Genomic DNA, 18,919 nt, shown 5'->3' on the forward strand with positions numbered 1-18,919 from the left:
GCGGTCGGGACGGTCGGGCAGACCGTCGGTGGCGTCGTCGGCGCCGTCACCCCGACCGTCGGGGGACTGGTTCAAAGCGTGGCACCGACCGTCGGAGGGCTGGTCCACAGCGTGGCGCCTACCGTCGGCGGAGTGGTCGGCGCAGCGGGCCAGACGGCCGGCACCGTGGCGGGAGCCGTCGCCCCGACAGCGGCGACCGCGGTGAGTGCTGCCGCCCCGGCGGCCGGTGCCGCGGTCCCGGTGGCGGATCCCGCGGCGCACAGCGCCGACGCCACCGTGCAGCAGGTGGTCGACCCCCCGGCTTCGTCCGCGGCCCACCACGAGGAGGACACCACCGTCGCACCCGACAAGACCCCGGGTGGCAAGGCCAAGGGACAGCAGGACGGGAAGGCCTGACGGATGCCGCTCTACCTCTATGCGATCACGGACGCCGACCACCCGCTGCCGGTCGACGGGGCCACCGGAATCGGGGCGTCGCCCGCGCCCTTGCGGGCGGTACGCACTGCCCGGGTGGCCGCCGTCGTCAGCCAGGCGCCGGCACAACTACGCGCCAAACGACGGGATCTGATCGCCCATCAGAATGTGCTGTTGATGCTCGGTGCCGCAGGTGCCGTGGTGCCCCTGCGCTTCGGCACACTCGCCCCCGACGACGGCGCGGTGCGCCGCGCGCTGGCGGATCAGGAGTCGTTGTTCACCGATCGGCTCCGAGAGGTCGAGGACCGCGTCGAGTTCAACGTCAAGGCCCTGCAGGACGAGGACACCGCCCTGCGGGATGTCCTGCGCGACAGTGCCGAAGCCCGACGCCTGAGCGCCCTCACCCGGGACGGCGCTGGGACGCACGACGACCAGGTGTCCCTCGGCACGGTCGTCGCCGCCGGGGTCGAGGCGCTACAGGAGCAGCACGCCCGGGACATCGCCCGCCGACTGGAGCCGCTGGCCCACCGCGTCGCCGCGGGTGATCCGACGGGCGAGGTCTTCCTGAACCTGAGCCTGTTGATCGAACGCGGGCAGGCGGATGCGTTCGCCGCGTCCGTGGGCCAGGTTGCCGAGAGCCTCGGGCACGGGTTGGAACTCCGGGTGACCGGCCCTCTCCCGCCCTACAGCTTCGTCTGACCGCGCGACCGCGCACCGCACTTCGCCCCGCCACCTCCCGACTGGAAGGAGAGCGCCGTATGGGTCTGCTGGGCAGCCTGCTCGGCCTGCCACTGGCTCCGCTGCACGGGGTCGCCTGGGTGCTGGAACAGGTGGTGCAGGAGGCGGAGCGGCAGTATGCCGACCCGGCTCCCATCCACAATGAACTGGCCGAACTGGAGGCTGATCTGCTGGCCGGCCGCATCACCGAGGAGGAGTTCGGCCTTCGGGAGGACGAACTCCTGGATCGTCTGGAAGAGATCGCCTCTGGCAACGGCGCGGATCTGGTCGACTTCGAAGGTTCGGCACTACAGGAAGGCTCCCCGTGACCGACGCCCTCGTGCGGCGAACAGGTGCTCCGTCGCCCCAGCCGGGCGGCGCAGGCAATCTGGCCGACATCCTGGAGCGCGTCCTCGACAAAGGGGTCGTGATCGCAGGAGACATCAAGATCAACCTGCTCGACATCGAACTCCTCACCATCAAACTGCGGTTGCTCATCGTCTCGGTCGACACCGCGCGCGAGATGGGCATCGACTGGTGGGAGCACGACCCGACGCTGTCCTCTCGTGCCGTACGTCCCGCCCCGTCACCCGACCTCGCCCGCGCGGAGGAACTCGCCGTGGAGAACGCCCGACTTCTCGCCGAACTCCAGTCGCTCAACGCCCGGTTGAAGGAACCCGATGCTCTCTGAGCCCGAAGCCCCGCGCCCGGCAGGCCTCACCGAGGCGGTCTACGCGTACGCCGTACTGCTGGAGAACGAGGCGGCCGAGCGGGCCGCCCGAGAACTAAGCGGCGTCGATGGGCTGCCAGTACGGATACTGCGCGGCGCAGGCACAGTCGCAGTCGTCAGCGACGTACCCGCCGACGCCTTCACCGAAGAGGCCGTCGCACAGCGGCTCGACGACATCACCGACCTGGAGCGCCTGGCCCGCGACCATCACCAGGTGATCGCCGCACTGGCTTCCCATACGGCAGTACTACCCCTCCGGCTGGCCACGGTCTACCTCGACGACGACAGCCTGCTGCGACGCCTCCAAGCCGACGACAGCCACTTCCGCACAACCTTGAACCAGCTGGAGGGCCACGACGAGTGGGGCGTCAAGATCTATGCCCATCCGTCGATCACGCACGCGACCACTGCCACGTCCCCGGGGGACCGGCCACGCTCCGGGCGTGACTACCTGCGCGCCCGCCGCACGAGCCGAGACGGCCATGATGTGGCCCGTCAGGCCGCCGCCGACCTCGGCGCACGAGTGGACCGTACGCTCGCGGAAACGAACCTGGCCACTGACATACAGCATCATCGTCCCCAGTCGGCCGCACTGTCCGCGAACCCGGGGGAGAACATCGTCAACGCGGCCTACCTCGTCCCGCGAAAGCACACGCGGAGCTTCCAGGACCGCGTGGAGACACTCGCGGCCGGGACTGCCGGCGTCCGACTCGAGATCACCGGGCCGTGGGCCCCTTACTCTTTCGCCTCTCCCCCGCAGGAACAGGCCGAAAGGGCGGAGCCCGCGATCCCGCAGACGACGCCGTGACGGCCGGAGGCCCGCCCCATGCAGAGGTCGCTCTGGTCGATCTCCTCGACCGGCTCCTGGCCGGCGGTGTCGTCATCACGGGAGACCTCAGTCTCTGTATCGCCGACGTGGAACTGGTCCGCATCTCCCTGCGCGCCCTGCTCACCTCGGTCGAGGGAGCCACGGAAGGAATCCTGACGTGACACCACACGACGAACCCGGACTCGGCCGGCCACCCGCTTCGCGTACATCGCCCCCACCTCTCGACACGGAACGACCGCTACCACTCGGCGCTCAGGCGACGCCGGCACCGGACTCCGAACCGTCCCCGCCCCGACGCCTCGAACTGGACAAGGACACGGTCGAACGCGACCTCGTCCGACTGGTGCTCACCGTCGTGGAGTTGCTGCGCCAGCTCATGGAACGGCAGGCCATCCGCCGAGTCGAAAGGAACAACCTGACCGAGGAGCAGGAAGAACGCATCGGCATGACGCTCATGATCCTCGACGACCGCATGACCGAACTACGCACGCGATACGACTTGAGCCCCGAAGACCTGAACCTCGACCTCGGCCCACTCGGCCCCCTCCTGCCGCGGCAAGAGGGGCGCCACTGAGGTTCTCGGCCCAAGGGTGACAGTGATTCCAAACGCGGTTGTTGGTCGCGCTGGGTGCCGAAGTCATCGCAGCCGAGCCCGGTGCAGCGATGCTGACCGAGCTGCGCCGCTCACTGCCGACTGTCCGTGCCCTGTCGGGTAGTGCCGAGGCAATACCGTTGCCGGAGGCGTCAGTCGATGCCGTGCCGGCCGACAACGCCATGCACTGGTTCGACTTGGCCGTCGCGGGACCCGAGATCGCCAGGGTCCTCGCGCCCGGCGGCATCCTGGCAGAACTGTGGAACGCCATGGACGATGAGGTCGAGTGGATTTCCGGGCTCGCGCGGGTCTAGCGGCAGCGCGACCATCGGCCCACGTGACACCCCCGCCAACTGGCGCGCCCAGACGGCAGACATGCACCTCCCAAAGAATGGCGTACTCGCCCGGTTCGGCTCACCGGAGCAGGAGGTGTTCCCGCACGGGCAGCGCCGCTCCGCCGACTGTCCCGTCGGGACCATCGCGACGCGCGCGCGGGGTTGCTGGCCACGCTGGGCCGGATCCGAGCTTTCCTCGCGAGTCGACCGGAGACCGCCCGCGGCAAGTTCACTCTCCCGATGCAGACAAGCGTGCTGCGCGTCCGGCTGCTGCGAAGCAGCACATCGACACCCGGCCCGTTTCATGAAAGCGCGAGACTAGAGGAGCCTGCCCGGCGCGTGATCAGGTCAGACACCCCATGTCGTTTGAGCCAAGCAGCAGGGGTGTGGGCTTGTTCAGCGAGGAGAGGGCCGAAGCGAGGAACGCGTCGGGGTCAGACGGGTGGCGTCGAAACCTGTCGCCCGCGGCGTCCTGGCGCCTAGGCCGAGCAGGCCAGGGCGATACGAACCCTTCGATAAGCTCTCGCGATTGCGTGGCTTCGCATCCCGTCGGAGTGCTCGTGAAGGAGAATTGTGGGATCGGAGCGCCGAGTGAGTTGTCGTAGCTTGGTGCGGCTGCTGTGCTCGACGAGGATCGGCACGTAGTTGGGGATACGAGCGTTACTGAGCGGCTGGTAGCAGTCCTGCACCACATCCCGCACGATCGCAGCCGTCAGCAGGTTGGCGTAGGAGGCCGTCAGTCGGTTTGTCAGCTCCTGAATAGTGTCAGGTACCGCAGCTTCGGCCGTGTTCGCGCCCATGGGGCGCTCCTCACTGTCGCAGACGGCCGACCGCGGCATCCGATCAGGATCCGAGTGCTCGACGGCGACCTGTCCACTTCCCATACTCACACGGATCGCGTGCGTGCAACTGCTCACCAGATGTGTTGTTGAGCTCGACATGTCGGTTCGGTCGGCCTGCGGGCTGAGTGGCCGAGAGGGGTCCCGCTATCGGCAGTCCCGGTTGCCTCGTTCACAGCATCAGCAGGTCGAGCGCCGGGGTGTCGCCGCCGACTCCGGCACGGGATTTACGCGACTGATCGGCACCGTTCGGGGAACCCAGCAGACAGCGGCGCAGCCACCGGGATCACGTGTGGCTCGTCGTCCATCGGCAGGGGTAGACAGATGCTCGCATTCGTGGCCGCCGCATTCTTCGTCATCGCCTTCATCATCCGTGTCACCGAGACGTCGACCGAGGTGATCTTCAGCCCCACGAGCCTCATGTTTGTCGGGCTTGCTTTCCTCGCTGTGCACTCGGCCGGCGTGGGGTCTGGCTGGTCGACCCGGCGAAGCTCCACCCGAGGAAGCTCCAGCCGGAGAAGCGGAAGTCGACGCTGAGCAAAGCGATGTGTTCCATCCTCTCGCTCACGGATCCGAACCCGGAGCCGCCGCGGATTACCCACCAGCCGGGCCGAGTTGCGTCCGGATCAGGCGATCACCGCCTGCACTCGGTGACTGTCCCCATGCCCCGGAGGGGCGCTGGGGCGGAGTCCTTGCCCCTGCCGCCTCGCGGCTAGAGCACACGGTCCTCGCCGGTCTGCGGCGTGTCCTCGTCCGGCAGGTGTACGTCGTTGACGGCGATGTTCACCTCGACGACTTCAAGGCCCGTCATCCGTTCCACCGCGGCGATCACGTTCTCGCGGACCTCTGCGGCGATCTCACGGATGCTGACCCCGTATTCGACGGCGACCTGGAGGTCGATGGCGGTCTGTTTCTCGCCGACCTCGACCTTGACACCGCGCCCCGCGCTCGCGTGCCCGCCGGGGACCCGGTCGCGCACGGCGCCCATGGTGCGAGTGAATCCGCCGCCCAGTGCGTTGATTCCGGGCACTTCCCGTGCGGCGATCCCGGCGATCTTCTCCACCACCCCGTCCGCGATGGTCGTCCGGCCGCGGGTCTCCGGTGGTTCCTGAGGTCGGGCGGCGCGCGGCCTGCAGTATTGCGCCCAGTTCAGTGCTCGGCTGTTCGGGATCGGGCTTCTGCAAGGTTGGACTGTTCGGCTCCGTCATGCGAAGCCGCCTCCTCGGGCAGTCGACGGACTGCCATACGTGAGCGGCTGTGGGCCGCCGCTTCCGTGCCGCAGGCCCAAGTACCGTGCGGGGCGCCGCACATGCGCGCGCCATCGCGTTCTGGCACTGTCCACACTCTGGGAATGGGCGACTTCCGGCCGTCCGTCGGGCTGGGCAAACGACTATGCTGCTGTACGGACGTCCCAGACCCCGGCGGCTTGTCGTTTCACGACACAGATGGCTGCGGGGAGCGGACCCTTCGTCCGTCACCCGGCGCATCCCTGGAGGGAACCGGGTGGATCCCCTGTCCTGTTGTACAGGCCCTCGTTCCGCCTCCGCCGAACGTACGCCCCTGCCCGCAGCGCGCCAAGAGGGGCCGGGAAACCCGGTATCCCCACCTCGCTGCCGGATGGTCTTTTGAACCGAGGCGGCATGCCGGTCCCACAGCTCACCATCTACCGCCATGACCGCCGGAAACGGGCACTGATCACCCTGGCCGGTGAGATCGGCCTGGAATCGGCACCGCTGCTGCGCGCGGCACTGGCACGATGCCTGAGCGACGGCATCCGCATCATCGATGTCGACCTCACCACCGTGACGTTCTGCGACTGCAGTGGCCTCAATGCCTTCCTCTACGCCGCGCAGCGGACCACGGACGTCGGCGGGATCCTACGACTGCACAACCCGCCACCGTCACTGGCGCGGATCCTCGAGGTCACCGGCTGCGGGTTCCTGCTTCTGGGTCTTCCGCTCTGGCATCTGTCACCGTCTGTCGGGAACGTCCCTGAGCTGGCCACTCCGGCACTGCCGCACCGGAGTGCTCCCCGGGTGCCTGTCTTCTCGGGCGATGCGCGGTGACGGCCCAGCCCAGGCAGGGGCAGCCGCACAAGCCCCAGGCAGGCGAGCCGTCCACCATGGACGCGGTGCGGTTGCGCCGCGTGAACCGCTGGCTGGCACAAGGGCTGAGCGGGGAGCTGGCGGATCTGTACGTCGACTCCCGCGAGACGCCCGCCCTTGAGGCATACCGCAGCCGCAGCCGCCAGGACTTCCTGAACCGTCTCACCGGTGACATCCGCCGGCCGGGGTTCGCCATGGTGATCGCGGAGACGGACCACCTGGTGGGATGCGCCTTCGGGTTCCCGGTGGGCAGTGACGGCTTGTGGTGGCTCGGGTTCGACGGAGCACTGCCGCAGAGTATCGAGCAACTCACCGCGTCCGGCGGTGTCTTCGCGATCACCAGCATCCTGGTCCAGCCACACGAACAGGACCAGGACGTGGCCCGCCGTTTGCAGGAGCGGCTGCTGAGCGACCACCAGGCATCCCTCGGCGCCACCTTGGTGGATCCCGACGATCACCCGACCCTCGCCTCGCTCCGCTCCTGGGGATGGCTGAACGTGGGAGAGGTACGTCGGCCGGCGGAGCCGACCATGTTCCGTGCGCTGGTATTCCCCCTGGGGGAACGCGCCACGGCGCGGCTGGAGGGCCTGGCGCACGATGCCTGGACCCGGTGGCCCGGATGAGGTCCGACAGCCGATCCGCCAGGATCCAGGTGCTGGTCGCCGAGCAGGCGGCCCGGCGCGGCGCCCGGCCCGGCGTGGTCGATGTGTGCGCCGCGGCGGTGGCCGCCCTCCCGGTCGGCGGAGCCGGGATATCAGCGATGTCCAAGACCGCCGCAAGCCATCCGCTGTGCAGCACCGACACCATCAGCGAGCAGCTGGAGGAGCTGCAGCTCACCCTGGGTGAAGGACCCTGTGTGGACGCCTTCACGCAGGGTTCCGCGGTCTTGACGCCCGATCTGCTGACCGGCGGGCTGCAGGACCGCTGGACCGTGTTCGCCGACGCGGCCCTGGAAACCGGGGCACGGGCGGTCTTCGCACTCCCCCTGCAGATCGGGGCGATCAGCCCGGGAGTCCTGGACCTGTATGCCGACGTGCCGACCGTGCTGGACGCGGAGGAGCTGGCCGACGCGCTGGCCTTCGCCGACCTCGCGACGCTGCTCCTGCTCGATGCCCGGATCGAGGAGACGGGCGGACCAGCCGACGGAGCACTGGCAGACCGGGGCTTCGAGGACCTGGGCGGATACCGGGCGGAGATCGACCAGGCCACCGGCATCCTCACCGTCCAGCTCGAAGTCGGCATCGACGAAGCCTTCGTCCGGCTGCGCGCCTACGCCTACACGCAGGGACGCCGGCTCGCCGACGTGGCCGCCGACGTGGTGGCCCACCGGCTCCGCTTCTCCCCGGACACCGAACCGAAACGGACGGACGATGACGCCTGAGCAGGACGGCGCTCAGCGTCGCAGCCAGCGTGCCGGCCGGTGAATGGCGCCACAGGGTGGTGGTGGCGGTCAGGTAGAGGGTCCCGACGAGCACGGCGAGCCACAGCACATGCCGCCATCTCGCGTACCAGCGGGCTGGGGACAGCTCCCAGATCTTCTCGTAGCCGCTCTGCACCGCCGCCCGGAAGACGAGTACCCCGCCGATGCCCCGGCGGCTGGCTGCGCCTGTGCACCCGGGACCTGGTCACGATGTGCTCCTCGGATCGCGGTCCGCCATCATCTGGTCGCGCAGGCGTGCACAGGTGTGGGTGAGCAGACGGGAGACGTGCATCTGGGAGATACCGAGCTGCTCGCCGATGCGGCTCTGTGTCATCTCGCAGAAGAACCGCATGTACAGGATCTGCCGGTCGCGTTCGGGCAGTGCCCGCAGGAGCGGTCGGAGCGCCTCACGATTGACGACCCGGTCGAAGCCGGGCTCCAGGCCACCAAGCGTGTCGGTCAGTGGGTGGCTGTCCTCGGAGTGGCCGGGCACGGCGTCCACGGACAGGGCGGCGAAGCTGGCCAGCGCCCCCTGGCCCAGCAGTACCTCCGCCTCGGTCAGGCCGCTGTGCGCCGCGATCTCGCGGACCGAGGGTTCGCGGCCGCTGAGCGAAGCGAACTCATTGCCGGCGAAGCGGACCCGGCCGCGCAGCTCCTGCACGCGCCGCGGTACATGCACAATCCAGAGTTCGTCACGGAAGTGCCGCTTCACCTCGCCGATGATCGTCGGTACGGCAAAGCTCGGGAAGGCGGAACCGCGGCTCGGGTCGAAGCGCGCTACCGCCTTGACCAGGCCCAGTTGGGCGACCTGCTTGAGGTCCTCGAAGCTCTCGCCGCGATGACGAAACCGCCCCGCGAGCCGTACGGCCATCGGCATCCAGGCGCACACCACCTCCTGCCGCAGCGCGGACCTCTCCGGGCAGTCCGACAGGGCGGCGATACGGCTGAAGGCGGCGGCGGTGTCAGGCGCGTCGTCGTAGGAGCGTGCGCTTGGCGGGCCCTTCGTGCGTGCATACGGCATGGGCGCGTGTCTCCTCATCGGTGGCGTCACTCACCGTGGGAGCCGGCAGACCGCAGCACACTGGGGAGCAGCGACAGCTGCTCCCACGGGCGTGCCTCCGGTCTGAAGCACGGCGGACGGGTCCCCGGGCGGCCCGCTTTCAAACAGTTTCTGCACCAAGCAACTGCGGCTGCCCACCGGGCGCGGCGCCGCCCCCGCAGTGACGCGTCGGTGGAGTGGTGCTCTTGAGCGTTCTGCCCGCTCAACGGCTTCAAGGTCAGGGAAGGGCAGACCGGTGTTTGAGCTCCACAAGGTGGGCTACACAACGGAGGCGTCCGACGGCCGTCCTGGACGAAGGCACCGGAGAGTTGAACCCACAGCTCCCGGTGCCGTCCGCTCAGCGCACACGCCGTCACCGCCGGTCTGCCGGATGGAGGCGCCGCAGCCCTCGGCTCAGCTCCCGCTGCAGTGGCTCCGGAAGCCTCTCGTCCTTCGTCGTGGCGACCAGAGCCGCAGCCACGTCCCGGAGTTTCACGTTGCAGTGCTGCGACACGTCCACGAGCAGGTCCCAGGCCTGCTCGCTGGAACACGGCGCCAGGACCATCACCATGCCGCGGGCCTGGTCGATCACCGCACGACTGGCCAGCGCCTGGCTCAACTGCTCGTTTTTGGCACGCAGTTCGAGAATCTCGGCAGCCAGGGCCGCCTCTCCCGTCGATGTCCCAGCCGTCAACAGCCGCTGTTCTTCGCGGGGCGTGGTCACCTGGCGCATGGTCCGTACCTCACAGGGCAGTCATCCTGTCCACAGGTGGTCAGCGGCCCGCCAGTTGCCGTTCGCTGGCCGCACCGGGCTGGTAGGCCAGTCCGCAGTGCCTGAAGATCGCTTGAGATGCCCCGGCCCGACGATCGCATCATCGATGGGGACGAAGACCAGACGGTGTCGGATGGGCAGTCCGGTCCGTATGGTGGCCATGGCCGTCCCGTCGGTGGTGGTGTCCACATGCACCGCCTCCAGTACACCGATCTCGTACGCCTCGGTGTCGGCGGCATCGCGGTCGCGCCATTCCCGGATGTCGACTGCGTGATTCATGGCCTTCCCCTGGCGGACGGCTCATCCGCCAGTGAGGAGTCGCACCCCCGGTCCTCCGCGTAGAGCCGCCGCAGTGCATCCCGCAGTGCGCGCTGCATCAGCCGCGAGAGCGGCTCACCCTCCCAGGCCGCGACCACGGCCGCAGACACCTCCGGAAGTCGGGTGTGGCACTGCCGTGAGATATCCATCAGCAGGTTCCGTGCCGGCCCACGGCGGCAGGGGGCCAGCACCATCACCATGCCGCACGCCTGGTCGATGACCATACGGCCGGCCAGTGCCCGCCGCAGCTGATCATTCTCGGCGCGCAGCGCCACGACGTCCTGAGCCGCCGCCTCCCCCGCCACGGCCTCGGCCCTCAGATCCCACCAATTCTCCGGAAGCAAGGTTGTGCGCTGCATGGCATGTTCCTCTCCACGATTTCCGCGCGTCCGGGGTGGCTGAAGCCGCCCCGGAATCTCTGGATGTCGGGCGCAACTTCATCGGTCACCCGCGGCGTTCGTAGTCCCGACGGTCCTCGCGCCTCCAGCGCGCCCGGTGCCGACGGCTGTAGCGACGGTTCCAGCGGTCCTGACGGTCCCGGCGCTGCTCGTAGTCCCGGTAGTCCCCGAGATCGGAACCGTCACCACGGATCCCGCCTCCCCCGCGATCGCGGCCGTGCCGGGCGGCGCCGAACACCAACACCGCTGCGGCCACCCACCAGATGGGGTTCATGAATCCGAGACCGAACAAGACCACGATCAGGATGACAAGAAGAACGAACACGGCGGGCCTCCCCGGAGCGGAACAAGGCATCACTGCCGGGGGCCGGGGCCTGTACGAACAGCGTAGCCCTCCCCAGAGGTTGCGGACAGCGACCCACGTCAGCGTCCTGCGCCGGAACCGGATGGCCACTTGACGTCTGTCCAGGGAGTGCGGTGAGGGCTAGCGTGTGCGGTACGGCCCGAGCCCCCGGCAGCGTCGATCACCTCTCGCGCTCCTCCGAGGGCGCACCTCGCGCATCAGTGCCGGAACCGCCCCGCCCCCAACGGGCCGCGCCCGCCGTCGCCACCCGATCCCGGCGCCGCACCGATGCGCCCCATGCGGGCATCCCTCCTCCGCTGTCCGCCTCGTCGCACGCATCCACCGCAGGCGGTACGTATGTACGTACTGATCGTTCCGGCTTCCGTCCCCTTCGTACTGCTCGCCACCGTGATGGGCCTGTCCTGGTGGGAGGACCACATCCTCCCGGCGGCGCCGGCCGAGCCGGTCGACAGTCCCGCCGAGGCTCCGTTTGTCCCAGCGGCCCCTGCCCGGCTCGCAGAACTCCCCCGTGTAGACACCGCGTTGACAAGGGAGGTTGCCAGGCGTTGACTGACAGCACGGCGTAGGGCTATGCCACTCCGGATCACTCGGTCGACGCATTCCACCTTCCCGCTTCGCCCGGACCCCGCGGAACTCAGGAACTTCCCGCGATCTGGAGGCCCGGCAATGCTTTGGATTCTTCTCCTTCTGCTGATCCTGGTGGTGTTCGGGTTCGGCTTCACCATGCAGGCCCTCTGGTGGGTCGCCGCCGTACTCCTGGTCGTCTGGGTCGTCGGCTTCGCCATGCGAGGGCGCGGCGGTGGCGGACGTGGCGGTGGACGCCGTGGTGGCGGCCGCCGGTACAGCCGCGGATAGCCCACACACCAGGCGCTCTCCCGCCCTCCGGGACGGCGGCCTGTACGGCGCTCACGCGCGGGAGCCCATCCAGCGAACGAGCAGAGGACAGCCATGAGCCTCGGACAGACGATCAAGCACAAGACCCAGGCATTCAAGGGCCGGGTCACCGAACGCGTCGGCCGGACCACCCGCAACCGGCGACTGCAGCGCGAAGGCAGGACCGACCGGGTCTCCGGAAACCTCAAGCAGTCCGGCGACAAGGCCAAGGACGCCTTCAAGCACTGACCACAAACGCCCCGGGTGGTGCCCACGTCGCGTGGCCGCCACCCGGCAGGCCTCAACGCTCAATGATACGACAGGAGTTGACGGCAATGAAGCCGAGCACCCTGCGAGTCGAGAGCCAGAGAAGGCAGCCATGCTCACCATCGTGATCATCGCCGTGATCGTCATCGCCGCGGTCGCCCTCTTCCTCGTCGGGCGTGGACGCATCCGGGCCGGCGGAGGGCACGGGCTGAAGCAACGCTTCGGACCCGAGTACGACCGTGCCGTCGCCGACCACAACGGCGACACCAAGGCGGCCGAGCAGGAACTCGGCGAACGCGTCACGCAGCACGCCTCCCTCCAGGAGCAGCCGCTGACGCCCGAGGCCCGCGCGCAGTACAGGGCTCAGTGGGCCGACGTCCAGGAGCAGTTCGTCGAATCACCGCAGAAGGCCGTCACCGAGGCGGACGCACTCCTTGCCGGCCTGGCGAGGGACCGCGGCTTCCCCGACGGCGAGCAGTTCGAGGAGCAGTTCGCCGCCCTCTCCGTCCACCACGCCGCCCATGTCAACGGCTACCGCAGCATGCACACGGCCGCCCGCGGACAGAGCGGCACCGAGGAAATGCGGGAGGCCATGGTCGAAGCCCGAAGCCTCTTCGAGGCACTGGTCGCCGAACAACCGGCCGACGCGGACCAGGGCAGCTCGCAGACTCCTCAGTCCCGCGACGGCAACGGCCACGCGCCATGGGCACTGAACCGACGCCATGCGAAGGGAAACAACACCTGATGTCGCAGAACGCCGAACACGCACGGCAACCCCAGCCCGGAAGCCCGGATCCCTCGGCGCCGCGCACCCCGCAGGCGCCGCAGACCCAGCGAGCCCCGCAGGCACCTGCCACCAAACCCGCTCACGAACCCCGTGAACCCACCACCCCCGCCGCCACCCCCGCCGCCAACGCCGACCGCCCCAATGCCGACCGCCCCAGCCCCGATCGCGAGCCGGTCGCGGAGCTGCTCCCCCACGGCGAACGGGACAAGCTCACCCTGCGCCTCCAACAGGCCCTCAACACCTTCATCGACAGCCCACGCCAAGCAGTGGAGGAAGCCGACAGCGTCTTCGACGAAGTCACCACCCACTTCACGAACACCCTCACAGAGCAACGGCGCGTCCTGCGATCGGGCTGGCAGGGCCAGGACACCGAAGCGCAGACCGAAGAACTACGCGTCGCGCTGCGGCAGTACCGGGAACTCACCGAACGACTGCTGCGCATGGCGGCGCCCTCCGGCCGGTGACACCGTCCTCCCCGCAGGAAACACCGCCGCCGCAGTCAGTCGGTACGTGGACCACACCGGCCAACCGCGGCGGCTGTGTGCTGCTTGAAGCATTCAGCCCGATCCATCCGGCGGCTCCGAGACGGCCCGGGCCTCAAACCGTGCGGCGTGCCGCCTGACGAACTGCGGCAACACCACCCACAGACCGCCGCACACCAGCAGCGTCGCACTCCCCGCGATCACACCCTCGACCCGGCCGAGCACCACGTCGACGACGAGCAGCACGGAACCGGTGAGGGTCAGCATCAGGACGCTCATACCCGCCCCCGCCAGCCGTGAGGAGATCATGACGATCTCAGGCTTGGCCCCGCGCTGGAACAGCGTGCGGTGCAGCGCGGCCGGAGTGGTGAACAGGGCCGCTGCGAGCACCGCGAGCAGCAGCGTCGTGATGTACATGGTGCGCTGCGCCGTGTCGAGCGTGGAGAAGCGGGCGGTGAAGGCCAGCGTCAGCAGGAACGCGAACAGGATCTGGACCCCGGTCTGGATGATCCTCAACTCCTGGAGCAGCTCGCCGAAGTTACGATCGGCCCGCTCCAGCGTCGTCTCCTCGCGCGGCGTACGGGAATTCTCCTCAGCCATACCCTGGCAACCTACTCGAAGGCCGCGCAACGGTCCCCCGGCCGGACAGAGCATTCCGTACGACGGTCGCGGCGACGATGCTGCGGCGGACGCGGACGTCCTGGTATCAGCGGATGCAGTCGGCCGCGCCGTTGGCTTCGCGGAGCTGGTTGCTGAGCTGTGCTGCGGTGGCTGCAGCCTCGGCTACCTCAGTCCCACTGACTACGAGGCCGCAAACAACTCCCAGGCCGCTGACCTGGGGGGGGGGGGTAAATGCTGGAGCGGGTGACGAGAATCGAACTCGCACTCTCAGCTTGGGAAGCTACGGCGCTTGGGCGGGTTCTGCGACTCTGACCTGCACAGGTGTCTTCTCTCTTAGGCGGATGTATGGGGCGGATCGTACCGCTGTCGACCGGGGTTGTCCGCTCTTAAGGGCACGCTGTGGGCACGGCGTCGCCAAGTGGCAGAGCACGGTCTCGGTGTGGCATCCCCCGTGCTTGGAGCGCCTCGACTTGCACGTCGGTCGAGGGCGTCGTTGCGGCTGCACGTTGCAGCTTGGTTGCCCGTTGTAGATGACGCGACAGCATGCGCTGCAGTCACAGCCGACCGAGCGGCTTCAGCCGTTTGGCTACTGGACTGATACGCGAAATCGGTGGGCGGCGGAGCGGCGTGTGCGAGCCACAGGGCTCCGAATCCAGCCGCAGACCACCGACATCTAGCCATAGACCACCGACCACGGGCGCGGGGAATCGTCCGGTGGGTGAGGGACGCCCTTGCGCCGCGGGGTTGCGGTGTGGTCGCGGGCCAGGACGTCGGCCGCGAGTTCCGCGAATCGGCGGGCGGCCGGGTGAGCTACGTGGCCGGAGGGCCAGGCGCCGCTGATGCGCAGGGTGAGGGGGCGGTCGGCCAGTGGGCGCCAGGCGACGCGGGGCTCCTTGCGGGCCACCGGCCCTTGGTCGAAGGCGACTCCGTGCCCCGCCATCACCAGGGCGAGCAGGAACTCGGGATTGGAGGCGTGTCGAAGGCGTCCGGGGACGAAGCCTCCGGCGCGGCACACGTCGAGGATCCAGTCGTACCAGCCGGGTGCGTGTGCCCGCGGGAAGAGCACCAGATCGTGGCCGGAGAGCTCGCCGAGCGTCACCTCCGGCAGCCGGGCCAACGGCGAGGTGCGAGGCAGGACGACACCCAAATCCAGCGAGATCTCGGGGCCGAGTTGCAGTTCGGTGGCGTCGACGGGATGGTGCACGAGTCCGACGTCCAGGCCGCCGGAGGAGAGCAGCCGCACCTGCTCCTCGGTGGTGACTTCCTGCAGGTCGACGGAGAGCCCCGGAGAGTGCTCCGCGCAGGCGGAGAGCAGCGCGGACAGCACGGCGGCCGTGGTGTCGGGCGGTACACCCGCGCGGAGCGTGCCGAGGCCACCGTCGGCGGCGCGGCGGGCCAGCGTGCGCAACCGCTCTTCCCGGGCGAGGAGTTCGTGGGCATCCTCCAGCAGCGCCGCCCCAGCGGCGCTCAAACGGATGCTGCGCTGCGAGCGGTCGAACAGCTCTGCACCGAGCTCCTTCTCCAGCCTGCGGATCGCCTGGCTGAGCGGCGGCTGTGCCATGCCCAGCCGCTCGGCTGCCCGACTGAAGTGCAGCTCGTCGGCTACGGTGACGAAAAGGCGCAGGTGGCGCAAGAGGTCCACGGTCAAGGATCGTACGTGAGCGCCGCGGTGAGGGGGATGGATCAGTTGGCCGGGGCCGACGATCCGATGACCAGGACGAACCGATGGCACGGGGGAAACAGTGATCGAGGAACGGATCCGACAGGTCTTCGCCGATGCGGTGGCCGAAGGGCAACTGCACGCGGTCCGCGTTCACGCGCGCGCGGAGGTCGCCGACGCCAACGAGGTCGGCGCGGAGCCGGGTATCCGTGAAGTCGCCGTGGGAGCCGACGAATCCGTAGTAATCGCCTCGATCTTCAAGGTGCTGCTGGTGCTCGAGTTCGCCCGGCAGGTTGTCGCCGGTCAGCTCGACCCGCGGGAGCGGGTGCGGGTGACCGCGGCCGACCGGCTCGGTGGCTGGGGAACCGCCGGCTGTCTGGACGACGTTGAGCTGTCGCTGCGCGACCTGGCCCACTTCTCGATGTCGGTCAGCGACAGCTCGGCGGCTGACCTGTTGCTGGCCCGCGTCGGCCTGGACACCGTACAACTGCTTGCGCAGGAACTCGGACTGGACCGGACCCGGATCGTGGGTGGGCCGCGGGACCTGCTGGAGTCGATGCTTGCGGAGGTCGGGGCACGCGATGAGCGAGAGTTCGCCGTCCGCTACCCCGCTTTGCCGAACGATCGCAAGAGACGGCTGGCCGTGCTGGATCCCCGCCACACCACAGCGAGCACACCCCGCGAGATCACCCTGCTGCTCCGGCTCATCTGGAGCGATGCGGCCGGGCCGCCGGAAGCCTGCGCGCTCGTACGTGACTTGATGGGCCGCCAGGTCTTCCGCCACCGGCTGGTGTCGGGCTTCCCGGACGACGTCACGGTCGCGGCCAAGACCGGAAGTCTGCCGGGGCTGCACATGGAGGCGGGCGTCGCCCGCTACCCCGACGGCGAGTGCTACGCGATCGCCGTCTTCGCCCGCACCCACGACCTGGCCGCCTCCCGCCCCACGGTGGACGCCGCGATAGGCAAGGCCGCCGGAATCGCGGTCGGCTTCCTCCGCGGCGGCGGCCGGTGACCAGATCGCATATGCGTTCGCGTATCACCAGGGCCGGATTCTGGTCTTGGACAGGGGAGTTCACACTTTGATCTCCTGACGCCATGACCCAGGACATACATGTCACTGACGGATCAGTTGCGCCGTCCAACCGCGGGCTCGACCGTCGTACGGTGCTGCGCGGTGCCGCCCTCGGCGCGGCCGCACCGCTGATCTCCGCCACGGCTGCCACTGCCTCGGCCGGTGACCGCGGCCGAGGCAGTGGCTCAGCCGCGGGTTCCGCATCGTTCCGCTGGCTCGGCACCGCCGGCTGGCGCATCGACGTCGGTGACCGGACCGTACTCTTCGATCCGTACCTCACCCGCTTCACCACGGGCCTGTACGACGGCGCCTTCGAGCCGCGCACCCCCCTGCAAACCCGCCCGGCGGTCGTGGACGCGCACATCGGCCGTCCCGAACTCGTCCTGGTCAGCCACTCCCACTGGGATCACCTCGCCGACGTGCCATACATCGCCAAGACCACCGGCGCCCGCGTCGTCGGCACCGAGACCACGTACCACCTGCTGGTCGCCCTGGGGGTCGACGCGGGACAGATCTCCGTGGTGAAGGGCGGCGAGGTGCTGGGCTTCGGCGGGATCACCGTCGAGGTCGTACCGAGCCTGCACAGCCGCAACAAGAAGTGCGCCTACTTCGCCCCGGGCACGCTGAACGCCCCGCCCCCGACGGTCCCGAGCACCATCTCGGACCTACCGGAGGGCGATACCCTCGCCTTCCAGGTAACGGCCGGGGACAGCGGCCCGTCGGCGTTCCTCATGGGGGCCAGCGACTTCTCCGAGCGGGCGGTGAGGGGCCTGCGCCCCGACCTCGCGATGATCGCCGTGCCCTCCAGCACCGCCACCCACCACTACGTACCCCGACTGCTGCGCGCGCTGGACACCCCTGGCGTCGTCGTCCCCGTCCACTGGGACAACTTCGAAGTGCCACTGAGAGGTTCCCCGGTACGAGACCCGTCGATGGACCTGGAAGCGTTCCTCGCCCAGGTCGAGAAGGTGTCTCCGGCAACGCGGGTCGTCGTCCCGGACTACCGCACCGTGTACGACGGCGACATGCACCCCGGAAGCGACTAGGCGAGGAAGACCGGAACAATCGTCAGGAGCCCTGCGGTAGTGATCGACGGCGAACAGGTACGGCATGGCCGAGCACGCCTGTACGACGTACGGCCGCAAGGCGGACCGGTTGCCCGATTCGGACACCTGCCAGAACAGCCACCAGGAGAATCACGATGACTTCATTACCCCGCCACGACGGCATGACCGGTTATCTCACCAGGCGTCGCTTGGGCCGGCTCGCCGCTCTCGGACTCGTGGCCGGTGTCGGCTCGGTGGGTCCCACCTCCTCGGCCGTGGCCGCCGGAGCGGAAGCACAGGATTACTACGACCGTGCCCGCAGGCTGGCCGGGAGCGATCCGGTCCTCCTCGCCCTCGTGAGGGCTCTGACCCCTGACATCGGCTTTCCCCGCCCGCCCGCGCCGGAGCCGCTGAAGATCTTCGACAACCTGGCCTTTCTGAGCGCGGGATGGATATCCGCCATGGCGGTGCTGACCGACGACGGGATCGTACTGATCGACGCGCTCACCTCCCCCGCGGAGGCCGAGAGTATTCTCGTCCCCGGGTTGCGCGAGCTGGGAGCCGATCCGGAGACGATCAAGTACGTCGTCGTCACGCACGGCCACGATGACCATTTCGGCGGCGCACAGTACCTCGCCGACCGCTACGGAGCACGTGTTCTGATGACGCCGGCCGACTGGGACCTCATCGCCCGAACCCGTCCGGACAATGCCCCCACCAGGGACCTGGAGATCGCGGACGGGCAACGGCTCACACTCGGCGGTACGACGATCCAGCTGCACCACACTCCCGGCCACACACCGGGCACCGTCTCTCCGATCATCCCGGTGCGGGCGGGCTGCGAGCGTCACACGGCCATGCTGTGGGGCGGCACCAACCCGCCCACCACGCGCACGGAACTGCGCAGCTACCTGGCGTCCATCCACTCCTTCCGGGCGCGGATGAGGCAGGCGAACGTGGACGTGGAGTTGTCCAACCACCCGGGCGACTACGGCCTCCAGCGTGCTGAGCAGCTCCGCAGCCGGCCGGGCGGGGTGAATCCCTTCGTGCTCGGCCGACCTCGGACGCAGCGGTTCATGGCGGTGATGGACTCCATGCTGCGTGGGCGGCTCGCCGACGCCGAAGCGGGCAACGCGCGGGGCGCCTCGCGTTCGCACGGCGCTGCGGTGCAGGGGTGTTGCTGAGCACCGCCCCGGATCCCGGCGATGGCGGCGCAGCGCAGCAAGTGAGGAGCAGCGG

27 protein-coding genes are annotated in these 18,919 nt (G+C 69.0%); 17 read left to right on the forward strand and 10 right to left on the reverse strand.

All coding sequences use genetic code 11. From position 1 onward, the window contains the following. Window positions 1–399 precede the first annotated feature (399 nt). The 7 genes from QF035_RS27830 to QF035_RS27860 all read left to right on the forward strand — a co-directional run bounded on the left by QF035_RS27830 (window position 400) and on the right by QF035_RS27860 (window position 3,596). Window positions 400–1,113 carry a GvpL/GvpF family gas vesicle protein gene (locus QF035_RS27830; protein ID WP_307523309.1) on the forward strand — a complete coding sequence of 238 codons (714 nt, stop codon included), beginning with the start codon at window positions 400–402 and terminating at the stop codon, window positions 1,111–1,113. 59 nt (window positions 1,114–1,172) lie between these two features. Then, window positions 1,173–1,460, forward strand: a complete 288-nt coding sequence (locus QF035_RS27835) for a gas vesicle protein GvpG (protein ID WP_307523310.1) — start codon at window positions 1,173–1,175, stop codon at window positions 1,458–1,460. Then, window positions 1,457–1,822, forward strand: coding sequence for a gas vesicle protein (locus tag QF035_RS27840; RefSeq protein ID WP_307523311.1), 366 nt, complete (start codon window positions 1,457–1,459; stop codon window positions 1,820–1,822). The genes QF035_RS27835 and QF035_RS27840 overlap by 4 nt, the downstream gene beginning before the upstream one ends. Further along, window positions 1,812–2,669 carry a GvpL/GvpF family gas vesicle protein gene (locus tag QF035_RS27845; RefSeq protein WP_307523312.1) on the forward strand — a complete coding sequence of 286 codons (858 nt, stop codon included), beginning with the start codon at window positions 1,812–1,814 and terminating at the stop codon, window positions 2,667–2,669. The genes QF035_RS27840 and QF035_RS27845 overlap by 11 nt, the downstream gene beginning before the upstream one ends. Beyond that, window positions 2,666–2,851 (forward strand): gas vesicle protein, encoded by a 186-nt coding sequence (locus tag QF035_RS27850; RefSeq protein WP_143644875.1) that lies wholly within the window; start codon window positions 2,666–2,668, stop codon window positions 2,849–2,851. The genes QF035_RS27845 and QF035_RS27850 overlap by 4 nt, the downstream gene beginning before the upstream one ends. Before the next feature lie 143 nt (window positions 2,852–2,994). Beyond that, entirely contained in the window at window positions 2,995–3,264 is a 270-nt protein-coding gene (locus QF035_RS27855) for a gas vesicle protein K (protein ID WP_143644880.1), read from the forward strand. A 38-nt stretch (window positions 3,265–3,302) separates the two neighbouring features. Continuing rightward, complete coding sequence (locus QF035_RS27860; RefSeq protein WP_307523313.1) at window positions 3,303–3,596, forward strand: class I SAM-dependent methyltransferase; 294 nt, start codon at window positions 3,303–3,305, stop codon at window positions 3,594–3,596. A 500-nt stretch (window positions 3,597–4,096) separates the two neighbouring features. Here QF035_RS27860 and QF035_RS27865 read toward each other — a convergent pair whose 3' ends face one another. The 3 genes from QF035_RS27865 to QF035_RS27880 all read right to left on the reverse strand — a co-directional run bounded on the left by QF035_RS27865 (window position 4,097) and on the right by QF035_RS27880 (window position 5,609). Then, the gene (locus tag QF035_RS27865) at window positions 4,097–4,417 is read right to left on the reverse strand and encodes a three-helix bundle dimerization domain-containing protein (RefSeq protein ID WP_307523314.1); all 321 of its coding nucleotides are present in this window, start codon (window positions 4,415–4,417) and stop codon (window positions 4,097–4,099) included. A gap of 266 nt (window positions 4,418–4,683) precedes the next feature. Next, window positions 4,684–4,869 (reverse strand): hypothetical protein, encoded by a 186-nt coding sequence (locus QF035_RS27870; RefSeq protein ID WP_186001649.1) that lies wholly within the window; start codon window positions 4,867–4,869, stop codon window positions 4,684–4,686. 299 nt (window positions 4,870–5,168) lie between these two features. After that, window positions 5,169–5,609 (reverse strand): Asp23/Gls24 family envelope stress response protein, encoded by a 441-nt coding sequence (locus QF035_RS27880; protein ID WP_373466981.1) that lies wholly within the window; start codon window positions 5,607–5,609, stop codon window positions 5,169–5,171. A gap of 487 nt (window positions 5,610–6,096) precedes the next feature. Here QF035_RS27880 and QF035_RS27885 point away from each other — a divergent pair, with 487 nt between their 5' ends. From QF035_RS27885 to QF035_RS27895, 3 genes are read left to right on the forward strand one after another with little or no spacing between them, the layout of a single operon-like run. Then, a complete protein-coding gene (locus tag QF035_RS27885; RefSeq protein WP_307523315.1) occupies window positions 6,097–6,522 on the forward strand; it encodes an STAS domain-containing protein in 426 nt (141 codons plus the stop codon). Then, window positions 6,519–7,184 carry a hypothetical protein gene (locus QF035_RS27890; protein ID WP_307523316.1) on the forward strand — a complete coding sequence of 222 codons (666 nt, stop codon included), beginning with the start codon at window positions 6,519–6,521 and terminating at the stop codon, window positions 7,182–7,184. The genes QF035_RS27885 and QF035_RS27890 overlap by 4 nt, the downstream gene beginning before the upstream one ends. After that, a complete protein-coding gene (locus QF035_RS27895) occupies window positions 7,181–7,942 on the forward strand; it encodes an ANTAR domain-containing protein (protein ID WP_307523317.1) in 762 nt (253 codons plus the stop codon). The genes QF035_RS27890 and QF035_RS27895 overlap by 4 nt, the downstream gene beginning before the upstream one ends. A gap of 244 nt (window positions 7,943–8,186) precedes the next feature. Here QF035_RS27895 and QF035_RS27905 read toward each other — a convergent pair whose 3' ends face one another. The 5 genes from QF035_RS27905 to QF035_RS27925 all read right to left on the reverse strand — a co-directional run bounded on the left by QF035_RS27905 (window position 8,187) and on the right by QF035_RS27925 (window position 10,833). Next, window positions 8,187–9,002 carry a SigB/SigF/SigG family RNA polymerase sigma factor gene (locus tag QF035_RS27905; RefSeq protein WP_307523318.1) on the reverse strand — a complete coding sequence of 272 codons (816 nt, stop codon included), beginning with the start codon at window positions 9,000–9,002 and terminating at the stop codon, window positions 8,187–8,189. A 391-nt stretch (window positions 9,003–9,393) separates the two neighbouring features. Further along, window positions 9,394–9,753, reverse strand: a complete 360-nt coding sequence (locus QF035_RS27910) for an ANTAR domain-containing protein (RefSeq protein ID WP_307523319.1) — start codon at window positions 9,751–9,753, stop codon at window positions 9,394–9,396. A gap of 21 nt (window positions 9,754–9,774) precedes the next feature. Next, window positions 9,775–10,071: a PRC-barrel domain containing protein gene (locus QF035_RS27915; protein ID WP_373466735.1), complete on the reverse strand. Its 297-nt coding sequence runs from the start codon at window positions 10,069–10,071 to the stop codon at window positions 9,775–9,777. Beyond that, window positions 10,068–10,469 carry an ANTAR domain-containing protein gene (locus QF035_RS27920; protein WP_307523320.1) on the reverse strand — a complete coding sequence of 134 codons (402 nt, stop codon included), beginning with the start codon at window positions 10,467–10,469 and terminating at the stop codon, window positions 10,068–10,070. Before QF035_RS27920 ends, QF035_RS27915 begins: the two co-directional genes overlap by 4 nt. 85 nt (window positions 10,470–10,554) lie before the next feature. Next, on the reverse strand, window positions 10,555–10,833 hold the full coding sequence (locus QF035_RS27925; RefSeq protein ID WP_307523321.1) for a hypothetical protein: 279 nt from the start codon (window positions 10,831–10,833) through the stop codon (window positions 10,555–10,557). Window positions 10,834–11,538: 705 nt separating this feature from the next. Here QF035_RS27925 and QF035_RS27930 point away from each other — a divergent pair. From QF035_RS27930 to QF035_RS27945, 4 genes are all read left to right on the forward strand, one after another. After that, window positions 11,539–11,727: a hydrophobic protein gene (locus QF035_RS27930; RefSeq protein WP_307523322.1), complete on the forward strand. Its 189-nt coding sequence runs from the start codon at window positions 11,539–11,541 to the stop codon at window positions 11,725–11,727. A gap of 93 nt (window positions 11,728–11,820) precedes the next feature. Further along, on the forward strand, window positions 11,821–11,994 hold the full coding sequence (locus tag QF035_RS27935) for a CsbD family protein (protein WP_307523323.1): 174 nt from the start codon (window positions 11,821–11,823) through the stop codon (window positions 11,992–11,994). A gap of 130 nt (window positions 11,995–12,124) precedes the next feature. Then, complete coding sequence (locus tag QF035_RS27940) at window positions 12,125–12,757, forward strand: hypothetical protein (protein ID WP_307523324.1); 633 nt, start codon at window positions 12,125–12,127, stop codon at window positions 12,755–12,757. Next, window positions 12,757–13,263 (forward strand): hypothetical protein, encoded by a 507-nt coding sequence (locus tag QF035_RS27945; RefSeq protein ID WP_307523325.1) that lies wholly within the window; start codon window positions 12,757–12,759, stop codon window positions 13,261–13,263. The genes QF035_RS27940 and QF035_RS27945 overlap by 1 nt, the downstream gene beginning before the upstream one ends. A gap of 93 nt (window positions 13,264–13,356) precedes the next feature. On the opposite strand, the gene QF035_RS27950 is transcribed toward QF035_RS27945, so the two are convergent. Further along, window positions 13,357–13,881, reverse strand: coding sequence for a DUF6328 family protein (locus QF035_RS27950; RefSeq protein WP_307523326.1), 525 nt, complete (start codon window positions 13,879–13,881; stop codon window positions 13,357–13,359). Between the two features lie 694 nt (window positions 13,882–14,575). Beyond that, window positions 14,576–15,544 carry a LysR family transcriptional regulator gene (locus QF035_RS27955; RefSeq protein WP_307523327.1) on the reverse strand — a complete coding sequence of 323 codons (969 nt, stop codon included), beginning with the start codon at window positions 15,542–15,544 and terminating at the stop codon, window positions 14,576–14,578. A gap of 100 nt (window positions 15,545–15,644) precedes the next feature. On the opposite strand from QF035_RS27955, the gene QF035_RS27960 reads away from it, so the two are divergent. From QF035_RS27960 to QF035_RS27970, 3 genes are all read left to right on the forward strand, one after another. Beyond that, window positions 15,645–16,574, forward strand: coding sequence for a serine hydrolase (locus QF035_RS27960; protein ID WP_307523328.1), 930 nt, complete (start codon window positions 15,645–15,647; stop codon window positions 16,572–16,574). A gap of 83 nt (window positions 16,575–16,657) precedes the next feature. Further along, window positions 16,658–17,680 carry an MBL fold metallo-hydrolase gene (locus QF035_RS27965; protein WP_307523329.1) on the forward strand — a complete coding sequence of 341 codons (1,023 nt, stop codon included), beginning with the start codon at window positions 16,658–16,660 and terminating at the stop codon, window positions 17,678–17,680. A 155-nt stretch (window positions 17,681–17,835) separates the two neighbouring features. Next, window positions 17,836–18,864: an MBL fold metallo-hydrolase gene (locus QF035_RS27970; protein WP_307523330.1), complete on the forward strand. Its 1,029-nt coding sequence runs from the start codon at window positions 17,836–17,838 to the stop codon at window positions 18,862–18,864. Window positions 18,865–18,919: the final 55 nt, after the last annotated feature.

Origin of the sequence: Streptomyces umbrinus, from assembly GCF_030817415.1 — a bacterium.
Taxonomy (GTDB): domain Bacteria; phylum Actinomycetota; class Actinomycetes; order Streptomycetales; family Streptomycetaceae; genus Streptomyces; species Streptomyces umbrinus_A.

Coding starts and splice junctions, on each gene's coding strand:
- QF035_RS27965 (WP_307523329.1), top strand. CDS start 16,658: ATGACCCAGGACATACATGTCACTGACGGATCAGTTGCGCCGTCCAAC.
- QF035_RS27945 (WP_307523325.1), top strand. CDS start 12,757: ATGTCGCAGAACGCCGAACACGCACGGCAACCCCAGCCCGGAAGCCCG.
- QF035_RS27940 (WP_307523324.1), top strand. CDS start 12,125: ATGCTCACCATCGTGATCATCGCCGTGATCGTCATCGCCGCGGTCGCC.
- QF035_RS27865 (WP_307523314.1), bottom strand. CDS start 4,417: ATGGGCGCGAACACGGCCGAAGCTGCGGTACCTGACACTATTCAGGAG.
- QF035_RS27910 (WP_307523319.1), bottom strand. CDS start 9,753: ATGCGCCAGGTGACCACGCCCCGCGAAGAACAGCGGCTGTTGACGGCT.
- QF035_RS27970 (WP_307523330.1), top strand. CDS start 17,836: ATGACTTCATTACCCCGCCACGACGGCATGACCGGTTATCTCACCAGG.
- QF035_RS27835 (WP_307523310.1), top strand. CDS start 1,173: ATGGGTCTGCTGGGCAGCCTGCTCGGCCTGCCACTGGCTCCGCTGCAC.
- QF035_RS27885 (WP_307523315.1), top strand. CDS start 6,097: ATGCCGGTCCCACAGCTCACCATCTACCGCCATGACCGCCGGAAACGG.
- QF035_RS27935 (WP_307523323.1), top strand. CDS start 11,821: ATGAGCCTCGGACAGACGATCAAGCACAAGACCCAGGCATTCAAGGGC.
- QF035_RS27915 (WP_373466735.1), bottom strand. CDS start 10,071: ATGAATCACGCAGTCGACATCCGGGAATGGCGCGACCGCGATGCCGCC.
- QF035_RS27830 (WP_307523309.1), top strand. CDS start 400: ATGCCGCTCTACCTCTATGCGATCACGGACGCCGACCACCCGCTGCCG.
- QF035_RS27920 (WP_307523320.1), bottom strand. CDS start 10,469: ATGCAGCGCACAACCTTGCTTCCGGAGAATTGGTGGGATCTGAGGGCC.
- QF035_RS27930 (WP_307523322.1), top strand. CDS start 11,539: ATGCTTTGGATTCTTCTCCTTCTGCTGATCCTGGTGGTGTTCGGGTTC.
- QF035_RS27905 (WP_307523318.1), bottom strand. CDS start 9,002: ATGCCGTATGCACGCACGAAGGGCCCGCCAAGCGCACGCTCCTACGAC.
- QF035_RS27895 (WP_307523317.1), top strand. CDS start 7,181: ATGAGGTCCGACAGCCGATCCGCCAGGATCCAGGTGCTGGTCGCCGAG.
- QF035_RS27845 (WP_307523312.1), top strand. CDS start 1,812: ATGCTCTCTGAGCCCGAAGCCCCGCGCCCGGCAGGCCTCACCGAGGCG.
- QF035_RS27950 (WP_307523326.1), bottom strand. CDS start 13,881: ATGGCTGAGGAGAATTCCCGTACGCCGCGCGAGGAGACGACGCTGGAG.